Consider the following 19,055-nt stretch of genomic DNA (forward strand, 5'->3'; position numbering starts at 1 on the left):
GAAAAGAAAAATTTGGGATACGCGCATTTTACAGGCAATCGCGCTGGGCCTGCAGGGACGGGCGTGCCCGTCCCTGCACCTGTCGCTCAGCCCTTCAGCTTGGCAAACGCCGCCGCCATCGAACCGGCCATGGTCGGCTCGCGTGCCTGCGATTTCTGCTGCTGGCCCATGGCGCGACGGTCGTTGCGGTCACCTTTCTGTTCCGGCTTCGTGCCCGGCGCCGGCGCGCTGTCGGACAGGCGCATTGTCAGCGCAATGCGCTTGCGTTTCTCGTCCACCTCCAGCACTTTGACTTTGACGACTTGGCCGGCCTTGACGACCGTGTGCGGGTCCTTGACGAAACTGGTCGACAGGGCGGAGATGTGCACGAGGCCGTCCTGGTGCACGCCGATGTCGACAAATGCGCCGAACGCGGCCACGTTGGTGACGACCCCTTCCAGGATCATGTCGGGACGCAGGTCGCGGATCTCTTCCACGCCTTCCTTGAACGTGGCGGTCGTGAATTCCGGACGCGGGTCGCGGCCCGGCTTTTCCAGTTCCTTCAGGATGTCCGTCACCGTCGGCACCCCGAATTTTTCATCCGCATACTTGGCCGGGTTGAGCGTCTTTAATACTGCCGAGGCGCCGATGACGCCCTTGATGTCCTTCTTGATGTCGGCCAGGATCTTTTCCACGACGGGATACGATTCCGGGTGGACCGCCGACGCGTCCAGCGGGTTGTCGCCGTTCATCACGCGCAGGAAGCCGGCGGCCTGTTCGAACGTCTTGTCGCCCAGGCGCGGCACCGCCTTCAGCGCCGCACGCGACGTGAAGGCGCCCTTCATGTCGCGGTAGTTGACGATGCTTTGCGCCACGCTGGCCGACAGGCCGGAAACGCGCGCCAGCAGCGGTGCCGACGCCGTGTTGACGTCCACGCCGACCGCGTTGACGCAGTCCTCGACAACGGCGTCCAGCGTGCGCGCCAGTTGCGACTGGCTGACGTCATGCTGGTACTGGCCCACGCCGATCGATTTCGGGTCGATTTTCACCAGCTCGGCCAGCGGGTCCTGCAGGCGGCGGGCGATCGAGACGGCGCCGCGGATCGACACGTCCAGGTCCGGCAGCTCGCGCGAGGCGAATTCGGAAGCCGAGTACACCGACGCGCCCGCTTCCGACACGACGATTTTCGTCAGCTTCAGCTCGGGGTGGCGCTTGATCAGGTCCTGCGCCAGCTTGTCCGTCTCGCGCGACGCGGTGCCGTTGCCGATCGAAATCAAGGAAACGTTGTGCTTCGCGGCCAGCAGGCCCAGGGTGTGCAGCGTGCCTTCCCAGTCGTTGCGGGGCTGGTGGGGATAAACCGTGGCGGTGTCCACCACCTTGCCGGTGGCATCCACGACGGCCACCTTGACCCCCGTGCGCAGCCCCGGGTCCAGGCCCATCGTCGCGCGCGGGCCGGCCGGCGCCGCCAGCAGCAGGGCTTTCAGGTTGGTGGCAAACACGCTGATGGCGTCCAGCTCCGCCTTTTCGCGCAGCGCGCCCATCAGTTCGCTTTCCAGGTGCATGAAGCTTTTCACGCGCCACGTCCAGCGCACGGTGTCGGCCAGCCATTTGTCGGCGGGGCGGCCGGCGGACTTGATGCCGAAATGCGCGGCGATGCGGCTTTCGCACGGGTTGTGCGGCGCATCCCACTTTGGTTTTTCCGCTTCGGTGTCCAGGCGCAGCGTGACGTCGAGGATGCCTTCGCGCCGTCCCCGCAGCAGTGCCAGGGCGCGGTGCGACGGCACGGCCGCCAGCGGCTCGGAATAGTCGAAGTAATCGGCGAACTTTTCACCTTCATCCTGTTTGCCTTCGACCACTTTCGATTCCACCACGCCATGGTCCTGCACGTATTCCCGCAGCGACTGCAGCAGGTTGGCGTCTTCAGCGAAGCGCTCCATCAGGATCTGGCGGGCGCCGTCCAGGGCCGCCTTCGTGTCCGCCACGCCAGGATTGTTGCCGTCCGATGTCGTAAAGGCTTCGCGCAGGAACTTGCCCGCTTCGCTTTCCGGGTTCAGGGTGGGATCGGCCAGCAGGCTGTCCGCCAGCGGCGCCAGGCCGGCCTCGATGGCGATCTGCGCCTTGGTGCGGCGCTTCTGCTTGTACGGCAGATACAAATCTTCCAGCCGGGTCTTGTCTTCCGCGTGCATGACGGCGTCCAGCAGGGCCGGCGTCATCTTGTTCTGTTCGGTGATCGACGCCACGATCGCGGCGCGGCGGTCCTCCAGCTCGCGCAGGTAGCGCAGGCGCTCTTCCAGCAGGCGCAGCTGGATATCGTCCAGGCCGCCGGTGGCTTCCTTGCGGTAACGGGCGATGAACGGCACGGTGGCACCCTCGTCCAGCAGGGCGACGGCGGCGGCCACCTGGGCCGGTTTGGCGGCCAGTTCGGCGGCCAGGCGTTGTTCGATTGAAGGCAGCATGTGATGACTTTCCAGGCAGACAAGCGCGGAATGATACCCGCTCCGTGTGGCGGCGCCAGTCTTGACACCGCAAAAGAGCTGTGCCACGCCGCACTAAGTTAGAACTTTCACAAACACAAAAACCCTGTTGGCGGATAATATTGCGTGTTGCTGTTTTTGAACCGTCTCAATACGACATGCGCCAAATGGATTTGACCCGCGACGAAACCCGCGAAGTTCCCGCTGCTCCCGCTGCCCCGGCCACTGCGCCGGCGACGCAGCTGCCTTACGCCGTGGCCACCTGGCTGCAGCGCGTCGACGCAGCCGCGCATCCGAAGGCGAAGCTGGTGCCAGCCGACCCCGATCCGAAGCAGACCAGCTACCGGCTGATCTACGTGCTGGCGCCCACTTCGGGCGGGCGCCACGTGGCGCTGTGCCTGTACAAGGCACGCTTGCGGCCGAATGGCGACGTCGCTGCCGCCAGCCCCGTCAACGAGGTGTTCTCGCTGCTGTCCACCCCGCCCGCGTTCCTGGAACCGGGCGACGAAGACCTGGTGCGCTTCTTCGTGGCGATGCGCACGGGCCCGAATTCGCAGACAGGCAGCGCCACGGAGCCGCGCGGCAAGATCGGCGCCGCCTTGCTGCAGATGCTGTCTGAACAGGAAAAATTATTGTGGGCAAATTCATGGGCGGACGTGGGCAATGGCCTCGTCTACCCGATGAAGGCTGGCCCGCAGCGCACGGCCAACCTGGCGTGGCGTGAAGAGGGCAAAGGCTTGCGCCTGGGCTGGAAAGTGGAAGCGCCGGAAGGCAGCCGCAACGCGGGCGCCGACCAGATCGACTACATGCTGCCGACGGAACCGCCGTGGTACATCGACAACCTGTCTTGCGGCGTGCTGCACCTGAACCAGGGCGGCGCGGAAATTCCGCTGGCGGACCTGCAGGCCCTCGTTGCCCAGGCGCCGCTGTTGATGCCGAACGACAAGATGCGGGTGTCGCAACTGCTGCTGGCGCATGGCCTGCAGCAACTGATGCCGCTGCCGCAACCGTTGCCGCAGCGCCTGCGCGACGACGTCAAGCCGCGTCCGATCCTTGTGCTCGATTCCGCCCAGCTGGCCGATGGCGCCGCGCAGCGCTGGCATGATTACGCGGTGCTGTCGTATGACTACGATGGCGAGCGCGTGTCGTTCGATCCATCGCAGCGCGTGGTGCGCCAGCGTGGCGAGGTCACGGAAATCATCCAGCGCGACGAGGCCGCCGAAGCGGCCGCGCTGGAAACGCTGACGGAGCTGGGCTTCCGCAAGCCGACGGCGCTGCCGCTGTCGAGTGTGCGCGGCGGCCTGTTGCTGGCCAACCAGGCCGACTGGATCCGCTTTGCCGAGTTCGGTATCGAGCAGTTGCAGGCGGAAGGCTGGCAGGTCGAGAAGACGTCGAAATACCGCTACGAAATGACCAGCGTGGACGACTGGTATGCCGAGGTGGAGGAAGAGGGCCCGGAGACGGGCAATGCGTGGTTCGAGCTTGAACTGGGCATTACCGTCGAGCAGGAACGCATTCCCCTGCTGCCGGTGCTGGTGCAGATGATCCGCAATATGCCGAACGACTTCAGCCCGAAAGCGCTGGCGCTGCATGGCGAAACGGACCAGATGCTGGCCACGCTGCCGAACGGCAAGCGCGTCGCGCTGCCATGGCAACGGATCAAGCCGATCCTGACGACCTTGGGCGAGCTGTACTTCAACGACAAGATCCGCCATGCCGTGCGCATGGCAACCTTGGACGCGGCGCGCCTGGACGAGCTGGCGAAAAGCGGCGAATTCATCTGGACCGGCGGCGAGGAGCTGCGCGAGATGGGCCGTCGCCTGAACCAGTTCTCGTCCGTCAAGCGGGTGGCCACGCCGGCCGGCTTGCAGGCGACGTTGCGCGACTACCAGACCGACGGCCTGTCGTGGATGCAGTTCCTGCGCGAATATGGCCTGGCCGGCATCCTGGCCGATGACATGGGCCTGGGCAAGACCGTACAGACGCTGGCGCACATCCTGGTGGAAAAGGAATCGGGCCGCATGACGCACCCGACCCTGGTCATCGCCCCCACCAGCCTGATGGGCAACTGGCAGGACGAGGCGGCCCGCTTTGCGCCCAGCCTGAAAGTGCTGCTGCTGCAAGGCAAGGACCGCGCCGAGCTGTTCGACAAGATACCGGAAGCGGACCTGGTACTGACGACGTACGCGCTGCTGCCGCGCGACGAGGAAAAGCTGCGCGAGCACGACTTCCACCTCGTCATCCTGGACGAATCGCACTACATCAAGAACACGCGCTCGAAAGCGGCCCAAAGCGCCGGGCTGCTGCGGGCCAAGCACCGCCTGTGCCTGTCCGGCACGCCGCTGGAAAACCACCTCGGCGAGCTGTGGTCGCAGTTCCACTTCCTGCTGCCGGGCCTGCTGGGCGACGAGAAATCGTTCAATTCGCAGTTCCGCCACCCGATCGAGCGCCAGGACGATCCGGTCCGCCGCATGCTGCTGAACCGCCGCATCAAGCCGTTCCTGCTGCGCCGCACCAAGGACAGCGTGGCCAAGGAGCTGCCGCCGAAGACGGAAATGGTGCGCCGCGTGGAGCTGACGGGCGGCCAGCGCGACCTGTACGAAACGGTGCGCCTGGCGATGGACCAGAAGGTGCGCGAGGAAATCGACCGCAAGGGCGTCGCGCGCAGCCAGATCGTCATCCTGGAGGCGCTGTTGAAGCTGCGCCAGGTGTGCTGCGACCCGCGCCTGGTGAAAACGCTGTCGCCGCGCAAGCAGCAGGCGGCGGGCTCGGCCAAGCTGACCGACCTGATGCAGATGCTGGAAGACCTGCTGGAGGAAAACCGCAAGATCCTCGTGTTCTCGCAGTTCACGTCGATGCTGGAGTTGATCGAAGAGGAACTGGAAGCGCGCGACATCCCGTATGCGATCCTGACGGGCGAAACGCGCGACCGCGGTGCCCAGGTAGCGGCGTTCCAGCAGGGCGCCGTGCCCGTGTTCCTGATCAGCTTGAAGGCAGGCGGCGTGGGCCTGAACCTGACGGCCGCCGATACCGTCATCCATTACGACCCGTGGTGGAACCCGGCGGCGGAAAACCAGGCCACCGACCGCGCCTGGCGCATCGGCCAGGACAAGCCCGTGTTTGTCTACAAGCTGATCGCCAAGGGCACGCTGGAGGAAAAAATCCAGGTGCTGCAGCAGAAGAAGGCCGACCTGGCGCAGTCCGTGCTCGCCGAAGGCGAATCGCAGAAGATGGCACTGACGCAAGAAGACCTGCAACAGATCTTCGCGCCGCTGGTGGACTGACGTGAGCATGGCGCCGGAGGACTTCCGCCTGATGCTGGACTACAGCAGCGACGTCCACTGGATGGTCGACTGCCAGGCGGCCCGGTTGCTGTACGTCAGCCCGGCCGCCGGCCGCCTGCTGGGGCGCGAGCCCGCGCAACTGCAAGCCATGGCCGACACGCTGCTGGTGGATCTTCCGGCCCGGCTGGTGCGCTTCGAACAAGGCGACGAAAGCCGCCGCACGGTGCGGCGCGAAACGGAGCTGGACGGGCGCGACGGCCCGGTGCCTGTCGAAATCGAATCCACGCTGGTGGGCACCGAGGCCGGCCTGCGGCTGGTGGGTGTGGTGCGTGATATCCGGGCGCGCCGCGCGGTGGCGCAGGAGCAGAAGAAGTTCACCTCCATGCTGAACCATGAATTCCGCACGCCGCTGGCCACGATCGACGGGGCCATCCAGCGCCTGGAGATGACGCAGCAGCACGCGGACGAGGCCACGAGAAAGCGTTACCGCAAGATCCAGGACGCGGTGGACCGGCTGTTGGGTATGATCGACGAATACCTGTCGCCGGACCGCATGTCCAGCATCGGTCGCGAGCGCCAGGCCGATACGATCGACCCGGTCGCATTGCTGCAGACGGTCGGGGAAGCGGCCCGGCAGCGCCGTGCGACGGTCAGCGTGGCCTGCGCAGACTTGCCCAAGCGGCTGCGGGCCGACCCGGCCGGCATCCGCCTGTGCCTGGAGGTGCTGCTGGACAACGCGATCAAGTACACTTCGGCCGAGAGCCCGATTCACCTGGGCGCGGCCAAGGCCAGCAAGGGCGGCGTGGAATTCGTTGTTTCCGATACGGGCCCGGCCATCCCCGATGACGAACTGGGCCGCATCTTCGACAAAGGCTATCGCGGTCGCAGTGCCGCGCTGATCCCAGGCTCTGGTTTGGGTTTATATATGGCAAAATCTATTGTCGAAGTGCACGGAGGAAACATATCGGTAGAGAATTTGCTGCAAAGCGGCAAAATCTTTCGGATTTGGTTGCCCATCGCTGTGTAAACCTTGCACCACCACGTTACCTCCGTGATAATGATTTGACGTAGCGGAACAAACTGTAAGAATGGCGCATCGATGACGCAATTACTGATCGTGGAAGACAACCTGGAATACGCCGAGGAAATGGCGGATTTCCTGACTGAACTGGGACACGAAGTCAGCATTACGAACAATGCCGGTGAGATGTGGTCCGCGCTGAGCCAGGGCAATGTCGGCGTGGTCGTGCTCGACCTGGGTCTGCCGGACGAGGACGGCATCAACGTCATCCCGCGCATGCGCCAGCTGTACCCGCACATCGGCCTGATCGTGCTGACGGGCCGCGTCAATTTCGACAGCCGCATCATGGGCCTGCGCCTGGGCGCCGACCACTACCTGACCAAACCGATCAAGTTCCCCGAGCTGGCCGCCCACCTGGAAGCGCTGGACCGCCGCGTCGGTCCACAGGAAACGGTGCCGGTGCCCAGCAAGTGGACCTTGCGCCTGTCGGCCCGCCAGCTGGAGCTGCAAGGGCAGGCCATCACGCTGACGGAAAAGGAGTGCAATTTCCTGCACCTGCTGACGATCAACACCCGGCCCGTACCGCGCCAGGTGATCGTCGCCGGCATCGGCGGCGACGATCCGGACGCCGGCCGCCGCGTCGACATGCTGGTCTACCGCCTGCGCAAGAAAGCGCGCTCGGGCCTGGGCCAGGACCTGCCGCTGCGCAGCGCCTACGGCGAAGGCTACAGCCTGTCGGCCAGCTTCAACCTCTCCTGACCCCCGCTACGCCTGCTCCATCCGCTACACCCGAGCCCGTGTCCCACCGCGGGGTCAGTCACCAAAGCGGGACACGGGCTCGACCGTGGTTGCCCCATCCACAGGGCCTTATGCTTGAGGCCGTGTCCCATTCCGGTGACTGACCCCGTGGTGGGACACGGCCTTAGCTGTGGTTAGTTCTTGGCTTCGGCCGCCTGCTCGATCAGCTTGGCCACTTCGGCCGGGTGCGACGTCATCACGACGTGCGATGCGCCCGCCACTTCCACCGTCTTGCGCGACTGGGCCCGTTCCGCCATGAATTTCAGTGCCGCCGCCGGGATGTTCTTGTCGGCCGTGCCGTAGACGAAGTACGACGGGACGTTTTTCCACGCCGGCGCGCCCGATGCTTCCTTCAGCGCCGCTTCCGTGATCGGACGCTGGCCCACCGCCATCAGCTTGGCTTTCGCCAGCGGAACGTCGGCGGCGAACTGCTGCGGGAACTTGGCCTGGTCGATGTACAAGTCCTTTCCGCCGTCCGGCAACGCGACGGGAGCGTAAAGAGGGACAGAGTCGTAACGCTCCGGTATCATGATCGTTTTCGTCGACTCCACTGCTCCATGGCCCGCCTGCCCCGCCTGATCGTTCCGTCCCAGCCCCACTACGTCATCCAGCGCGGCCTGAACGGCCAGCCCGTCTTCCAGGACGACGAGGACTACACGACCTTCCTGGCCTGGCTGCGCGCGGCCGCGCGCATGTACAAGGTCGCGATCCACGCCTACGTCCTGCTGCCGGACCAACTGCACTTGCTGGGGACGCCAGCGGACGATATCGGGCTGGGCCAGATGATGCAGTGGCTGGGGCGCTACTACGTCCCGTACTACAACCAGAAATACGGCCGCGCTGGCACACTGTGGCAGGGACGATACAAGACGTCCGTCGTCGATCCCGACGATTACCTGCTGGTTTGCAGCCGTTACATGGAGTTGGCGCCCGTGCGCGCCGGCCTGGCCCAGCTGCCGGAGGAGTATCCATGGTCGACGTATGCGCATCACATCGGCGTGCAGCCCAATGGCGCGGTGACCGACCATCCGGCCTACTGGTTACTGGGCAATACACCGTTCCAACGGGAGGCCGCCTATATCGAACTGGCCGGCCAAGCCCTGACGCCGGCCCAGCTCCAGGCCGTCGAAGGGGCGGTGCTGAAGGGCTGGCCGCTGGGTTCCGACCAGTATAAGCGCACATTGGAACAACGCGCCAAACGGCAGGTACTGCCGGCAAAACGGGGCCGGCCGTTCAAGAAGCCTGCTGGCGAACCAGTCTCCTCGTAACGCAACTTTTCCGCAAAACCAGGGTCTGTCCCTGGTTTTTTTTCGGCGCCGTCCGCTCTGTCCCTATTTATTATTCTGTGCAACCGATGGTGATTTAATTCGACTCCGACCCTAATTGTTCATGTTGAGTTTTTTTGTGCATTGCACTACTCTGATTTTTCATTGCAAAAATTGGTACCCGGGAAGGCATGTTCCGGGGCCTCGCTTCGGAGAATCCCATGGACGCGCAAGGTTTGTACGACCCAGCCAACGAACACGACGCCTGCGGTGTCGGTTTCGTCGCTCACATCAAAGGCAGCAAAAGCCATTCCATCGTCGAGCAGGGTCTGCAGATCCTGAAGAACCTCGATCACCGGGGCGCCGTGGGCGCCGACAAGCTGATGGGCGACGGTGCCGGCATCCTGATCCAGATCCCCGACCAGTTCTACCGCGACGAGATGGCCAAGCAGGGCGTCGAGCTGCCGCCTCCGGGCGAGTACGGCGTCGGCATGGTCTTCCTGCCGAAGGAAAACGCGTCGCGCATCGCCTGCGAGCAGGAGATCGAACGTGCCGTCCGTATCGAGGGGCAAGTGGTGCTGGGCTGGCGCAACGTGCCGATCGACAGCGAAATGCCGATGTCGCCGCTGGTGCGCGCCAAGGAACCTGTCATCCGCCAGATCTTCATCGGCCGCGGCCCGGACATCATGGTGACCGATGCGCTGGAGCGCAAGCTGTACGTCATCCGCAAATCGTCCGGCCACGCGATCCAGGCATTGAAGCTCTTGCACGGCAAGGAGTTTTTCGTGCCGTCGATGTCGGCCCGTACCGTCGTGTACAAGGGCCTGCTGCTGGCCGACCAGGTCGGCGTCTACTATAAAGACCTGCAGGACGTGCGCTGCGTCTCCGCGCTGGCGCTGGTGCACCAGCGTTTCTCGACCAACACGTTCCCGGAATGGCCGCTGGCCCACCCGTACCGCCTGATCGCCCACAACGGCGAGATCAACACCGTCAAGGGCAACTTCAACTGGATGCGCGCGCGCGAAGGCGTCATGAAGTCGGCCGTGCTGGGCGACGACCTGCAGAAGCTGTTCCCGCTGATCTATGAAGGCCAGTCCGACACGGCGTGCTTCGACAACGCCCTGGAACTGCTGCTGATGGCAGGCTATCCGCTGGCCCAGGCCATGATGATGATGATCCCGGAAGCCTGGGAAAATCACACCACGATGGACGACAATCGGAAGGCGTTCTACGAATATCACGCCGCGATGATGGAACCATGGGACGGCCCGGCCGCCATGGCCTTTACCGACGGCCGCTACATCGGCGGTACGCTGGACCGCAATGGACTGCGTCCGGCACGTTACATCGTGACGGATGACGACCTGGTCGTCATGGCATCCGAGTCGGGCGTGCTGCCCATCCCCGAATCGAAGATCATCCAGAAATGGCGCCTGCAGCCGGGCAAGATGTTCCTGATCGACCTGGAAGCGGGCCGCATCATCGACGACAAAGAGCTGAAAGACACCTACGCCAACGCCAAGCCGTACAAGGCGTGGATCAACGCGGTGCGCATCAAGCTGAACGCGCTGAAGCTGTCGGAAAGCCAGCTGCAGCACAACGTCGCGAAATACGCCGGCAACGCGCAGGGCGAGAAGCAGCCGGCCGCGCTGCTGGACCGCCAGCAGGCGTTCGGCTACACGCAGGAAGACCTGCGCTTCCTGCTGGCGCCGATGGCGACCGCCGGTGAGGAAGCGGTCGGCTCGATGGGCAACGACTCGCCGCTGGCCGTCATGTCCAACAAGCTCAAACCGCTGTACAACTACTTCAAGCAGCTGTTCGCGCAAGTGACGAACCCGCCGATCGACCCGATCCGCGAAGCGATGGTGATGTCGCTGGTGTCGTTCATCGGTCCGAAGCCGAACCTTTTGGACACCAACAACGTCAACCCGCCGATGCGCCTGGAAGTGTCGCAGCCGGTGCTGGCGTTCGACGACATGGAACGCCTGCGCCATATTGGCCAGCACACGGGTGGCAAGTTCAAGTCCTATGAACTGTCGATCTGCTATCCGCTGGCCTGGGGCAAGGAAGGCGTCGAGGCGTCGCTGGCATCGCTGTGCGCCGAAGCCGTGGACGCCATCAAGTCCGGCCACAACATCCTGATCGTCTCGGACCGCGCGATCTGTGCCGACCGCGTCGCGATTCCCGCGCTGCTGGCAACGTCGGCGATCCACCAGCATCTGGTCAGCAAAGGCCTGCGTGCCTCGACCGGCCTCGTGGTCGAGACGGGCTCCGCGCGCGAAACGCACCACTTCGCGCTGCTGGCGGGCTACGGCGCCGAAGCCGTGCACCCGTACCTGGCAATGGAAACGCTGGCGGACCTGGCGCACGCGCTGCCGGGCAACCTGACGCCGGAACAGGCCATCTACAACTACACCAAGGCGGTCGGCAAGGGCCTGATGAAGGTGATGTCGAAGATGGGCATCTCCACCTACATGTCGTACTGCGGCGCGCAGATCTTCGAGGCCGTCGGCCTGAACAAGTCGGTTGTCGACAAGTACTTCAAGGGCACCGCGTCCAACGTGGAAGGCATCGGCCTGTTCGAAGTGGCCGAGGAAGGCCTGCGCCTGCACAACCTGGCATTCGGCAACGACCCGATCCTGGCCGAATCGCTGGACGCGGGCGGCGAATACGCCTATCGCGTACGCGGCGAGGACCACCTGTGGACGCCGGATGCGATCGCCAAGCTGCAGCATTCCACCCGCGCCAACAACTACTCGACGTATAAAGAGTACGCGCAGATCATCAACGACCAGACCCGTCGTCACCTGACCCTGCGCGGCCTGTTCGAATTCAAGATCGACCCGGCCAAGGCGATCCCGCTGGACGAAGTGGAGCCGGCAAAAGAGATCGTCAAGCGCTTCGCCACGGGCGCCATGTCGATGGGTTCGATCTCCACAGAAGCCCACGCGACCCTGGCGATCGCGATGAACCGCATCGGCGGCAAGTCCAACACGGGCGAAGGCGGCGAGGACCCGAACCGCTTCGTCAACGAACTGAAGGGCATCCCGATCAAGCAGGGCGCGACGATGGCGTCCGTCATCGGCAAGGACCAGGTCGTCGTCGACATCCCGCTGCAGGAAGGCGACTCGCTGCGTTCGCGCATCAAGCAGGTGGCGTCCGGCCGCTTCGGCGTCACGGCGGAATACCTGAACTCGGCCGACCAGATCCAGATCAAGATGGCGCAGGGTGCCAAGCCGGGCGAGGGCGGCCAGTTGCCGGGCCACAAGGTGTCGGGCTATATCGCCACGTTGCGCTTTGCCGTGCCGGGCGTCGGCCTGATTTCGCCGCCGCCGCACCACGACATCTACTCGATCGAGGACCTGGCGCAGCTGATCCACGACCTGAAGAACGTCAACCCGCGTGCGTCGATCTCCGTGAAGCTGGTGTCCGAAGTGGGCATCGGGACGGTCGCCGCCGGCGTGTCGAAAGCCAAGGCGGACCACGTGGTCGTGGCCGGCCATGACGGCGGTACGGGCGCTTCGCCGCTGTCCTCCGTCAAGCATGCCGGTACGCCATGGGAGCTGGGTCTCGCGGAGACCCAACAAACCCTGGTGCTGAACGGCCTGCGCAACCGCATCCGCGTCCAGGCCGACGGCCAGATGCGCACGGGCCGCGACGTCGTCATCGCCGCGTTGCTGGGTGCGGACGAGATCGGCTTCGCGACGGCACCGCTGGTGGTCGAAGGCTGCATCATGATGCGCAAGTGCCACCTGAACACGTGCCCGGTCGGCGTTGCAACGCAGGATCCGGAACTGCGCGCCAAGTTCCAGGGCAAGCCGGAACACGTCGTCAACTATTTCTTCTTCGTGGCCGAGGAAGCCCGCCAGCTGATGGCGCAACTGGGCATCCGCACGTACAACGAGCTGATCGGTCGTTCCGACCTGCTCGACAAATCGAAGGCGATCTCGCACTGGAAGGCGCAGGGCCTGGACTTCTCGGCCATCTTCTACCAGCCGAAGGTCAACGAAGGGCTGTGCGCGTATCACAACGAGGAGCAGGAACACGGCCTGGAAAAGGCGCTCGATCACAAGCTGATCGCGCAGGCCAAGCCGGCGCTGGAAAAAGGCGAGCGCGTGTCGTTCATCTCGCCGGTGAAAAACCTGAACCGCACGGTCGGCACGATGCTGTCGGGTGAAGTGGCCAAGCGCTACGGTCATGCCGGCCTGCCGGACGACACGATCCACATCCAGCTGCAAGGCACCGCCGGCCAGTCGGCCTGCGCGTTCCTGGCGCATGGCATCACGATCGACCTGGTGGGCGAAGGCAACGACTACGTGGGCAAGGGCCTGTCGGGCGGACGCATCATCGTGCGGCCGAACACGGAGTTCCGCGGCTGGGCCGTCAACAACATCATCATCGGCAACACGGTGCTGTATGGCGCGATCGCGGGCGAAGCGTTCTTCAACGGCGTGGCCGGCGAACGATTCGCAGTGCGTAACTCGGGCGCGACGGCGGTTGTCGAAGGCCTGGGCGACCACGGCTGCGAATACATGACGGGCGGCACGGTCGTCGTGCTGGGCAACACGGGCCGCAACTTCGCGGCGGGCATGTCGGGCGGTATCGCCTACGTGTACGACCCGGACGGCGAATTCGAGAAGAAGTGCAACCTGTCGATGGTGAGCCTGGAGGAAGTGGTGCCGGCCGCGGAGCAGCATGTCGACAAAGCGACATGGCACGCACAACACCGCAACGGCACGGCGGAAGCGGACGAGACGATCCTGAAGCGCCTGATCGAACGCCACTTCAAGCACACGGGCAGCACCCGCGCCCGCCTGCTGCTGGACAACTGGGTGGAAAGCCGTGGCAAGTTTGTCAAGGTCTTCCCGAACGAATACAAGCGCGCACTGGTGGAACTGGCCGACAACGCCGCCATCGAAGCGGAAACGCAAGCCATCGCCGCGTAAGAAGGATAGAGAAAATGGGCAAAATCACCGGTTTCATGGAATTTGAGCGCCAGGCAGAGAGCTACCTGCCTCCCGAGTCGCGCCTGAAGAACTACAAGGAGTTCGTCCTCAAGCTGACGGACGAACAGGCCAAGGTGCAGGGCGCGCGCTGCATGGACTGCGGCATCCCGTTCTGCAACACGGGCTGCCCCGTCAACAACATCATCCCGGACTGGAACGACCTGGTCTATCGCCAGCACTACCGCCAGGCGCTGGACGTGCTGCACTCGACCAATAACTTCCCGGAGTTCACGGGCCGCATCTGCCCGGCCCCATGCGAGAGTGCCTGTACGCTGGGGATCGGCGACGATCCCGTCGGTATCAAGTCGATCGAGCACAAGATCATCGACGAGGGCTGGGAGCACGGCTGGGTCAAGCCCCAGCCGCCGGAGAAAAAGACGGGCAAGACCGTGGCCATCATTGGCTCCGGTCCCGCCGGCCTGGCGGCCGCGCAGCAACTGGCGCGTACCGGCCACGACGTGACGGTGTTTGAAAAGGCGGACCGCGCCGGCGGCCTGCTGCGCTACGGCATCCCCGACTTCAAGCTGGAGAAGTTCCACATCGACCGCCGTATCGCACAGATGGAAGCGGAAGGCGTCAAGTTCCGCCTGTCCACCCTGGTGGGCAAGGACTTCCCGACCACCGTCAACAACTGGGCCAAGGAAACCATCTTCCCGGAAGACCTGCAAAAGGACTTCGACGCCGTCATCATCGCCGGTGGTGCGGAGCAGCCGCGCGACCTGCCGGTGCCGGGCCGCGAACTGAAGGGCGTGCATTTCGCGATGGACTTCCTGCCGCTGCAGAACAAGGTCAACGCGGGCGACAAGGTCAAGGACCAGATCAAGGCGACCGGCAAGCACGTCGTCGTCATCGGCGGCGGCGACACGGGATCGGACTGCGTGGGTACGTCGAACCGCCATGGCGCCGCGTCCGTCACGCAGTTCGAACTGATGCCGATGCCGCCGGAGCAGGAAAACAAGCCGCTGGTGTGGCCGTACTGGCCAACGAAGTTGCGCACGTCCTCGTCGCACGAGGAAGGTTGCGAGCGAGACTGGGCTGTCGCCACGAAGCGCCTGGAAGGCAAGAACGGCAAGGTGGAAAAGCTGATCGCCTGCCGCGTCGAGTGGAAGGACGGCAAGATGGCGGAAGTGCCGAACTCGGAATTCGAGATGAAGGCCGACCTGGTGCTGCTGGCGATGGGCTTCGTCTCGCCCGTGCAGCAGGTGCTGGACGCGTTCGGCGTCGAAAAGGACGCCCGCGGCAACGCCCGTGCGGCCACCGACGGCGAGACCAGCTACAAGACCAACAAGCCGGGCGTGTTCGCCGCGGGCGACATCCGCCGCGGCCAGTCGCTGGTGGTCTGGGCCATCCGCGAAGGCCGCCAGTGCGCTCGCGCCGTCGACGAGTTCCTGATGGGCCACTCGGTGCTGCCACGCTAGGCCCGTTTTGAAGCGCCGGTAGCCCTGTTAAAGGCCAAGCCAAAAGCCAGGGGGCCGCGCCGTTGGGTGCTGCGAAATCCCGAAATCGGGGACAGCCTCCTTTTCCGCGCGACGGGAATGAGAGGCTGTCCCCGACTTACTGACTTACCGACTTACCGACTTACCGATGGGGCACTCGGTGCTGCCGCGCAATGGCCGTTTTGACGCGCCGGCAGGCCCAAGCCGGAAATTGGGGACAGCCTCCGTTTCCCGGGAAATTGGGGACAGCCTCCGTTTCCCGGAAATCCCAATCGGGGACAGCCTCTAATGCCGCTAAGTTAAGCGCACGGTCGCCGGGTTAGGGTCTGTCCCGGCAGGGGACTGACCCTGGTTTTAATCGCAGAAGCATGAACTTTCGCGAGAGAAACCGGGGTCAGCCGGATCGCCGGACCGCCCAAAAAACGGGACAGACCCCAAGCCTTGAAAATTGGGGACAGCCTCCGTTTCTCCGAAGAAGGAGGCTGTCCCAATCAGCGAAAAAGGGGGCTGTCCCGAATTACGCGAAAAAGGAGGCTGTCCCGAATTACGGGAAACGGAGGCTGGCCCCGATAGCGGGAAAACGGAGGCTGTCCCGTTTGGAGTCCGATGGCGGCTCAGACCGGCCGGGCTCCTCCAGTTGCACGCAGCTGGGTTGAAATCGATTGTGCGGCCATGCAAAAAGTCCATCGAAGCGCTGCTCCGGTGGACTTTTTTCATGCCGCATTGCAGCAAATTAACAAGGTTTGCTAAATGTAAATTGCTGACTTTACGGTCAGTATTGTTGTATGATTCGCCTCTTAACTTGGGATATCCCTGCCTCTTCCAAGGGGCCGCCAGCAGAGTCTTGCGTTTCTGCATTACAATATGGCATTAAAAATAAAGAGTTTGAGCCGTGCCGAACCTCGTCGAAATCCGTGATTTGCACTTTTCCTATGGGAAGCGCGCCATCCTGGCGGGGCTTCACATGGATTTCCCGAAGGGGAAGGTAGTTGCCGTCATGGGCGGCTCCGGCAGTGGCAAAACGACTGTACTGCGCCTCATCGGCGGCCAATTGCGGCCAAAGACGGGCCAGGTCACCGTGGATGGCCAGATCGTCCATCGTCTGAAGACTGCCGATTTGTACTTGCTGCGCCGCAAGATGGGCATGCTGTTCCAGCATGGCGCGCTGTTTACGGACCTGACGGTGTTTGAAAACGTGGCCTTTCCACTGCGCGAGCATACCGACCTGCCGGAAGAACTGATCCGCGACCTCGTGCTGATGAAGCTGCACGCCGTCGGCCTGCGCAATGCCGCCAGGCTGAAGCCGGGCGAAATTTCCGGCGGCATGGCGCGCCGCGTGGCGCTGGCCCGTTCCATCGCGCTGGACCCGCAACTGATCATGTACGACGAGCCGTTTGCCGGCCTCGACCCGATCTCGATGGGCGTCACGGCCAACCTGATCCGCAATCTGAACGACGCGCTCGGTTCCACCAGCATCCTGGTGTCGCACGACGTCAAGGAATCGTTCCAGATCGCCGACTACGTTTATTTCCTGTCGCAAGGCAAGATCGTTGCCCACGGCACCCCGGCGGACATGATGGTATCGACCGATCCTTACGTAAAACAGTTTGTGCACGCGGAGGCCGACGGCCCCGTTCCGTTCCATTATCCCGGCAAGACGCTGGCCGAAGACCTGGGCCTGGGAGGCCGCGCATGATGGGCCGCAGCCTGTTGGCCGGGCTCGGCACCACGGTCCGCGATTATGTCGAAAGCCTGGGCTATGCGACCCGGACGTTCTTCACGATGCTGGGCCTGTCCGGCGGCCTGCTGCGCCGTCCGCGCCTCGTCGTCGAGCAATTGCACTTCATCGGTAACTATTCGCTGCTGATCATCACGTTGTCCGGCCTGTTCGTCGGCATGGTGCTGGGCCTGCAGGGTTATTACACGCTCAACAAATACGGCGCGTCCGAATCGCTGGGCCTGCTGGTGGCGCTGGGCCTGACGCGCGAGCTGGGCCCCGTCATCACGGCGCTGCTGTTTGCCGGCCGCGCCGGCACGTCGCTGACGGCCGAGATCGGCCTGATGAAGGCGGGCGAGCAGCTCTCCGCGATGGAAATGATGGCGGTGAACCCCATCCAGCGCGTGCTGGCGCCCCGTTTCTGGGCCGGTGTTGTTGCCGTGCCACTGTTGGCATCGATTTTCAGCGCCGTCGGCATCTTTGGCGGCTACCTGGTCGGCGTCAAGCTGATCGGCGTGGACGCGGGTGCGTTCTGGTCGCAGATGCAGTCGGGTGTGGACCTGTGGAAGGACGTCTTCAACGGCTTCGTCAAGAGTGTGGTATTTGGCATCGCCATCACGTTCATCGCCCTGTACCAGGGTTATGAAGCGCGGCCGACGCCGGAAGACGTGGCGGGCGCGACGACCCGTTCCGTGGTCATTTCGTCGCTGATGATCTGGTGGCTCGACTTCATGCTGACGGCGCTGATGTTCAGCCGTTGATTCCCCTTGCCGTATGTGCGCTGCCGCTCAGTGCGGGACAGTAAAAACCTATAGGATTAGTTTTATGCAACGCAAATCTCTGGATGTCTGGGTCGGTCTCTTCATCGTGATCGGTGTGGCCGCACTGATGTTCCTGGCGCTGAAGGCTGGCAACAACAACTCGTTCTCCCTGGCCAAGACGTACGAGATCACGGCCAAGTTCGACAACATCGGCAGCCTGCGGCCGCAGGCGGCAGTGAAGGCCTCCGGTGTGGTGGTGGGCCGGGTCGCGGAAATCGCGTTCGACGACAAGTCGTACAAGGCCGCCGTGACGCTGGAGATGGATTCGACGTACAAGTTTCCGAAGGACAGCTCGGCAAAGATCCTGACGTCGGGTCTGCTGGGCGAGCAGTACATCGGCATCGAAGCCGGTGGCGACGAGAACAACCTGGCCGCTGGCGACAAGATCGCCCGCACGCAGTCCGCCGCCGTGCTGGAAGACCTGATCAACCAATTCATCTACAGCAAAGCCGCTGAAGGAAAGGACTCCAACTGATGAGCCGCAAAACCTCCGTGCTGCTGGCACTCGCCGCGACTGCCGCGCTGTCCGGCTGCGCCATCGGCCCCGACAAGCGCGATCCGATGGAAAACTGGAATCGCGCCGTCTTCAAGTTCAACGACACCGTCGACACGTATGCGCTGAAACCCGTCGCGACCGGCTACAAGAACGTCACGCCGGGCTTCGTGCAGACGGGCGTGTCGAACTTCTTCGGCAACCTGTCCGACGTCTGGACCGCCGCCAACAACCTGCTGCAGGGCAAGGGCGCGGATGGCATGTCGGACGTCATGCGCGTGGCGCTGAACTCCACGTTCGGCCTGTTGGGCGTGCTGGACATCGCCAGCGAAGCCGGCCTGCCGAAGCACAAGGAAGACTTCGGCCAGACGATGGGCAAGTGGGGCGTGCAGTCCGGCCCGTTCGTCATGCTGCCGCTGCTGGGTCCGTCGACGCTGCGCGACACCGTCGGTCTGCCGCTGGACATGGCCGCCGATCCATGGGGTTACAAAGAACCTGTCAACGTGCGCAACATCGGCGCCGTTACCCGCGTAGTGGATCAGCGCGCCGCGCTGCTGGATGCGGGCTCGCTGTTCGAGGATGCCGCCCTGGACCGCTACGAATTCCTCCGCGACGGCTACCTGCAGCGCCGCCAGAGCCAGGTCTACGACGGCGACGTGCCGCAGCAGACGGACAAGGAAGAAAACGTACCGGACCAGCCGGTCGTCAACCCGACCGGCGCCGGTACGGGCACCTGATCTCCTGCGGCAGCCCCCGCTACC

At 63.9% G+C, this 19,055-nt stretch carries 12 protein-coding genes; 10 read left to right on the top strand and 2 right to left on the bottom strand.

Going from position 1 to position 19,055, the window contains the following annotated elements; genetic code table 11:
• Positions 1-86: 86 nt before the first annotated feature.
• Positions 87-2,435 (bottom strand): Tex family protein, encoded by a 2,349-nt coding sequence (locus PX653_RS22240; RefSeq protein ID WP_277414875.1) that lies wholly within the window; start codon positions 2,433-2,435, stop codon positions 87-89.
• 185 nt (positions 2,436-2,620) lie between these two features.
• Here PX653_RS22240 and PX653_RS22245 point away from each other — a divergent pair, with 185 nt between their 5' ends.
• The 3 genes from PX653_RS22245 (at position 2,621) to PX653_RS22255 (ending at position 7,517) form a co-directional block, all read left to right on the top strand.
• A complete protein-coding gene (locus tag PX653_RS22245; RefSeq protein ID WP_277414876.1) occupies positions 2,621-5,737 on the top strand; it encodes a DEAD/DEAH box helicase in 3,117 nt (1,038 codons plus the stop codon).
• 7 nt (positions 5,738-5,744) lie between these two features.
• A complete protein-coding gene (locus PX653_RS22250; RefSeq protein WP_277414877.1) occupies positions 5,745-6,764 on the top strand; it encodes a PAS domain-containing sensor histidine kinase in 1,020 nt (339 codons plus the stop codon).
• Between the two features lie 72 nt (positions 6,765-6,836).
• The gene (locus PX653_RS22255) at positions 6,837-7,517 is read left to right on the top strand and encodes a response regulator transcription factor (RefSeq protein ID WP_277414878.1); all 681 of its coding nucleotides are present in this window, start codon (positions 6,837-6,839) and stop codon (positions 7,515-7,517) included.
• Between the two features lie 173 nt (positions 7,518-7,690).
• Here the strand turns inward: PX653_RS22255 and PX653_RS22260 are convergent, their stop codons facing one another.
• On the bottom strand, positions 7,691-8,086 hold the full coding sequence (locus tag PX653_RS22260; RefSeq protein WP_371876370.1) for an alpha/beta fold hydrolase: 396 nt from the start codon (positions 8,084-8,086) through the stop codon (positions 7,691-7,693).
• 27 nt (positions 8,087-8,113) lie between these two features.
• On the opposite strand from PX653_RS22260, the gene PX653_RS22265 reads away from it, so the two are divergent.
• The 7 genes from PX653_RS22265 to PX653_RS22295 all read left to right on the top strand — a co-directional run bounded on the left by PX653_RS22265 (position 8,114) and on the right by PX653_RS22295 (position 19,031).
• Positions 8,114-8,824 carry a transposase gene (locus PX653_RS22265; protein ID WP_277414880.1) on the top strand — a complete coding sequence of 237 codons (711 nt, stop codon included), beginning with the start codon at positions 8,114-8,116 and terminating at the stop codon, positions 8,822-8,824.
• 218 nt (positions 8,825-9,042) lie between these two features.
• Positions 9,043-13,767 carry a glutamate synthase-related protein gene (locus PX653_RS22270; protein WP_277414881.1) on the top strand — a complete coding sequence of 1,575 codons (4,725 nt, stop codon included), beginning with the start codon at positions 9,043-9,045 and terminating at the stop codon, positions 13,765-13,767.
• 14 nt (positions 13,768-13,781) lie between these two features.
• Positions 13,782-15,245, top strand: a complete 1,464-nt coding sequence (locus PX653_RS22275) for a glutamate synthase subunit beta (RefSeq protein ID WP_277414882.1) — start codon at positions 13,782-13,784, stop codon at positions 15,243-15,245.
• Between the two features lie 910 nt (positions 15,246-16,155).
• Entirely contained in the window at positions 16,156-16,959 is an 804-nt protein-coding gene (locus PX653_RS22280; protein ID WP_277414883.1) for an ABC transporter ATP-binding protein, read from the top strand.
• Complete coding sequence (mlaE, locus tag PX653_RS22285) at positions 16,959-17,741, top strand: lipid asymmetry maintenance ABC transporter permease subunit MlaE (protein WP_371876482.1); 783 nt, start codon at positions 16,959-16,961, stop codon at positions 17,739-17,741. Before PX653_RS22280 ends, mlaE begins: the two co-directional genes overlap by 1 nt.
• Before the next feature lie 64 nt (positions 17,742-17,805).
• Entirely contained in the window at positions 17,806-18,276 is a 471-nt protein-coding gene (gene mlaD, locus PX653_RS22290) for an outer membrane lipid asymmetry maintenance protein MlaD (protein ID WP_277414885.1), read from the top strand.
• A complete protein-coding gene (locus PX653_RS22295; RefSeq protein ID WP_277414886.1) occupies positions 18,276-19,031 on the top strand; it encodes an MlaA family lipoprotein in 756 nt (251 codons plus the stop codon). Before mlaD ends, PX653_RS22295 begins: the two co-directional genes overlap by 1 nt.
• The last annotated feature ends 24 nt before the right edge of the window (positions 19,032-19,055 follow it).

This window comes from Pseudoduganella chitinolytica (genome assembly GCF_029028125.1).
Taxonomy (GTDB): domain Bacteria; phylum Pseudomonadota; class Gammaproteobacteria; order Burkholderiales; family Burkholderiaceae_D; genus Rugamonas; species Rugamonas chitinolytica.

Excerpts from the sequence above, each read along its gene's own strand:
- PX653_RS22240 (WP_277414875.1), bottom strand. The coding sequence starts at position 2,435 with ATGCTGCCTTCAATCGAACAACGCCTGGCCGCCGAACTGGCCGCCAAA.
- PX653_RS22245 (WP_277414876.1), top strand. The coding sequence starts at position 2,621 with ATGGATTTGACCCGCGACGAAACCCGCGAAGTTCCCGCTGCTCCCGCT.
- PX653_RS22250 (WP_277414877.1), top strand. The coding sequence starts at position 5,745 with ATGGCGCCGGAGGACTTCCGCCTGATGCTGGACTACAGCAGCGACGTC.
- PX653_RS22255 (WP_277414878.1), top strand. The coding sequence starts at position 6,837 with ATGACGCAATTACTGATCGTGGAAGACAACCTGGAATACGCCGAGGAA.
- PX653_RS22260 (WP_371876370.1), bottom strand. The coding sequence starts at position 8,086 with ATGATACCGGAGCGTTACGACTCTGTCCCTCTTTACGCTCCCGTCGCG.
- PX653_RS22265 (WP_277414880.1), top strand. The coding sequence starts at position 8,114 with ATGGCCCGCCTGCCCCGCCTGATCGTTCCGTCCCAGCCCCACTACGTC.
- PX653_RS22270 (WP_277414881.1), top strand. The coding sequence starts at position 9,043 with ATGGACGCGCAAGGTTTGTACGACCCAGCCAACGAACACGACGCCTGC.
- PX653_RS22275 (WP_277414882.1), top strand. The coding sequence starts at position 13,782 with ATGGGCAAAATCACCGGTTTCATGGAATTTGAGCGCCAGGCAGAGAGC.
- mlaE (WP_371876482.1), top strand. The coding sequence starts at position 16,959 with ATGGGCCGCAGCCTGTTGGCCGGGCTCGGCACCACGGTCCGCGATTAT.
- mlaD (WP_277414885.1), top strand. The coding sequence starts at position 17,806 with ATGCAACGCAAATCTCTGGATGTCTGGGTCGGTCTCTTCATCGTGATC.
- PX653_RS22295 (WP_277414886.1), top strand. The coding sequence starts at position 18,276 with ATGAGCCGCAAAACCTCCGTGCTGCTGGCACTCGCCGCGACTGCCGCG.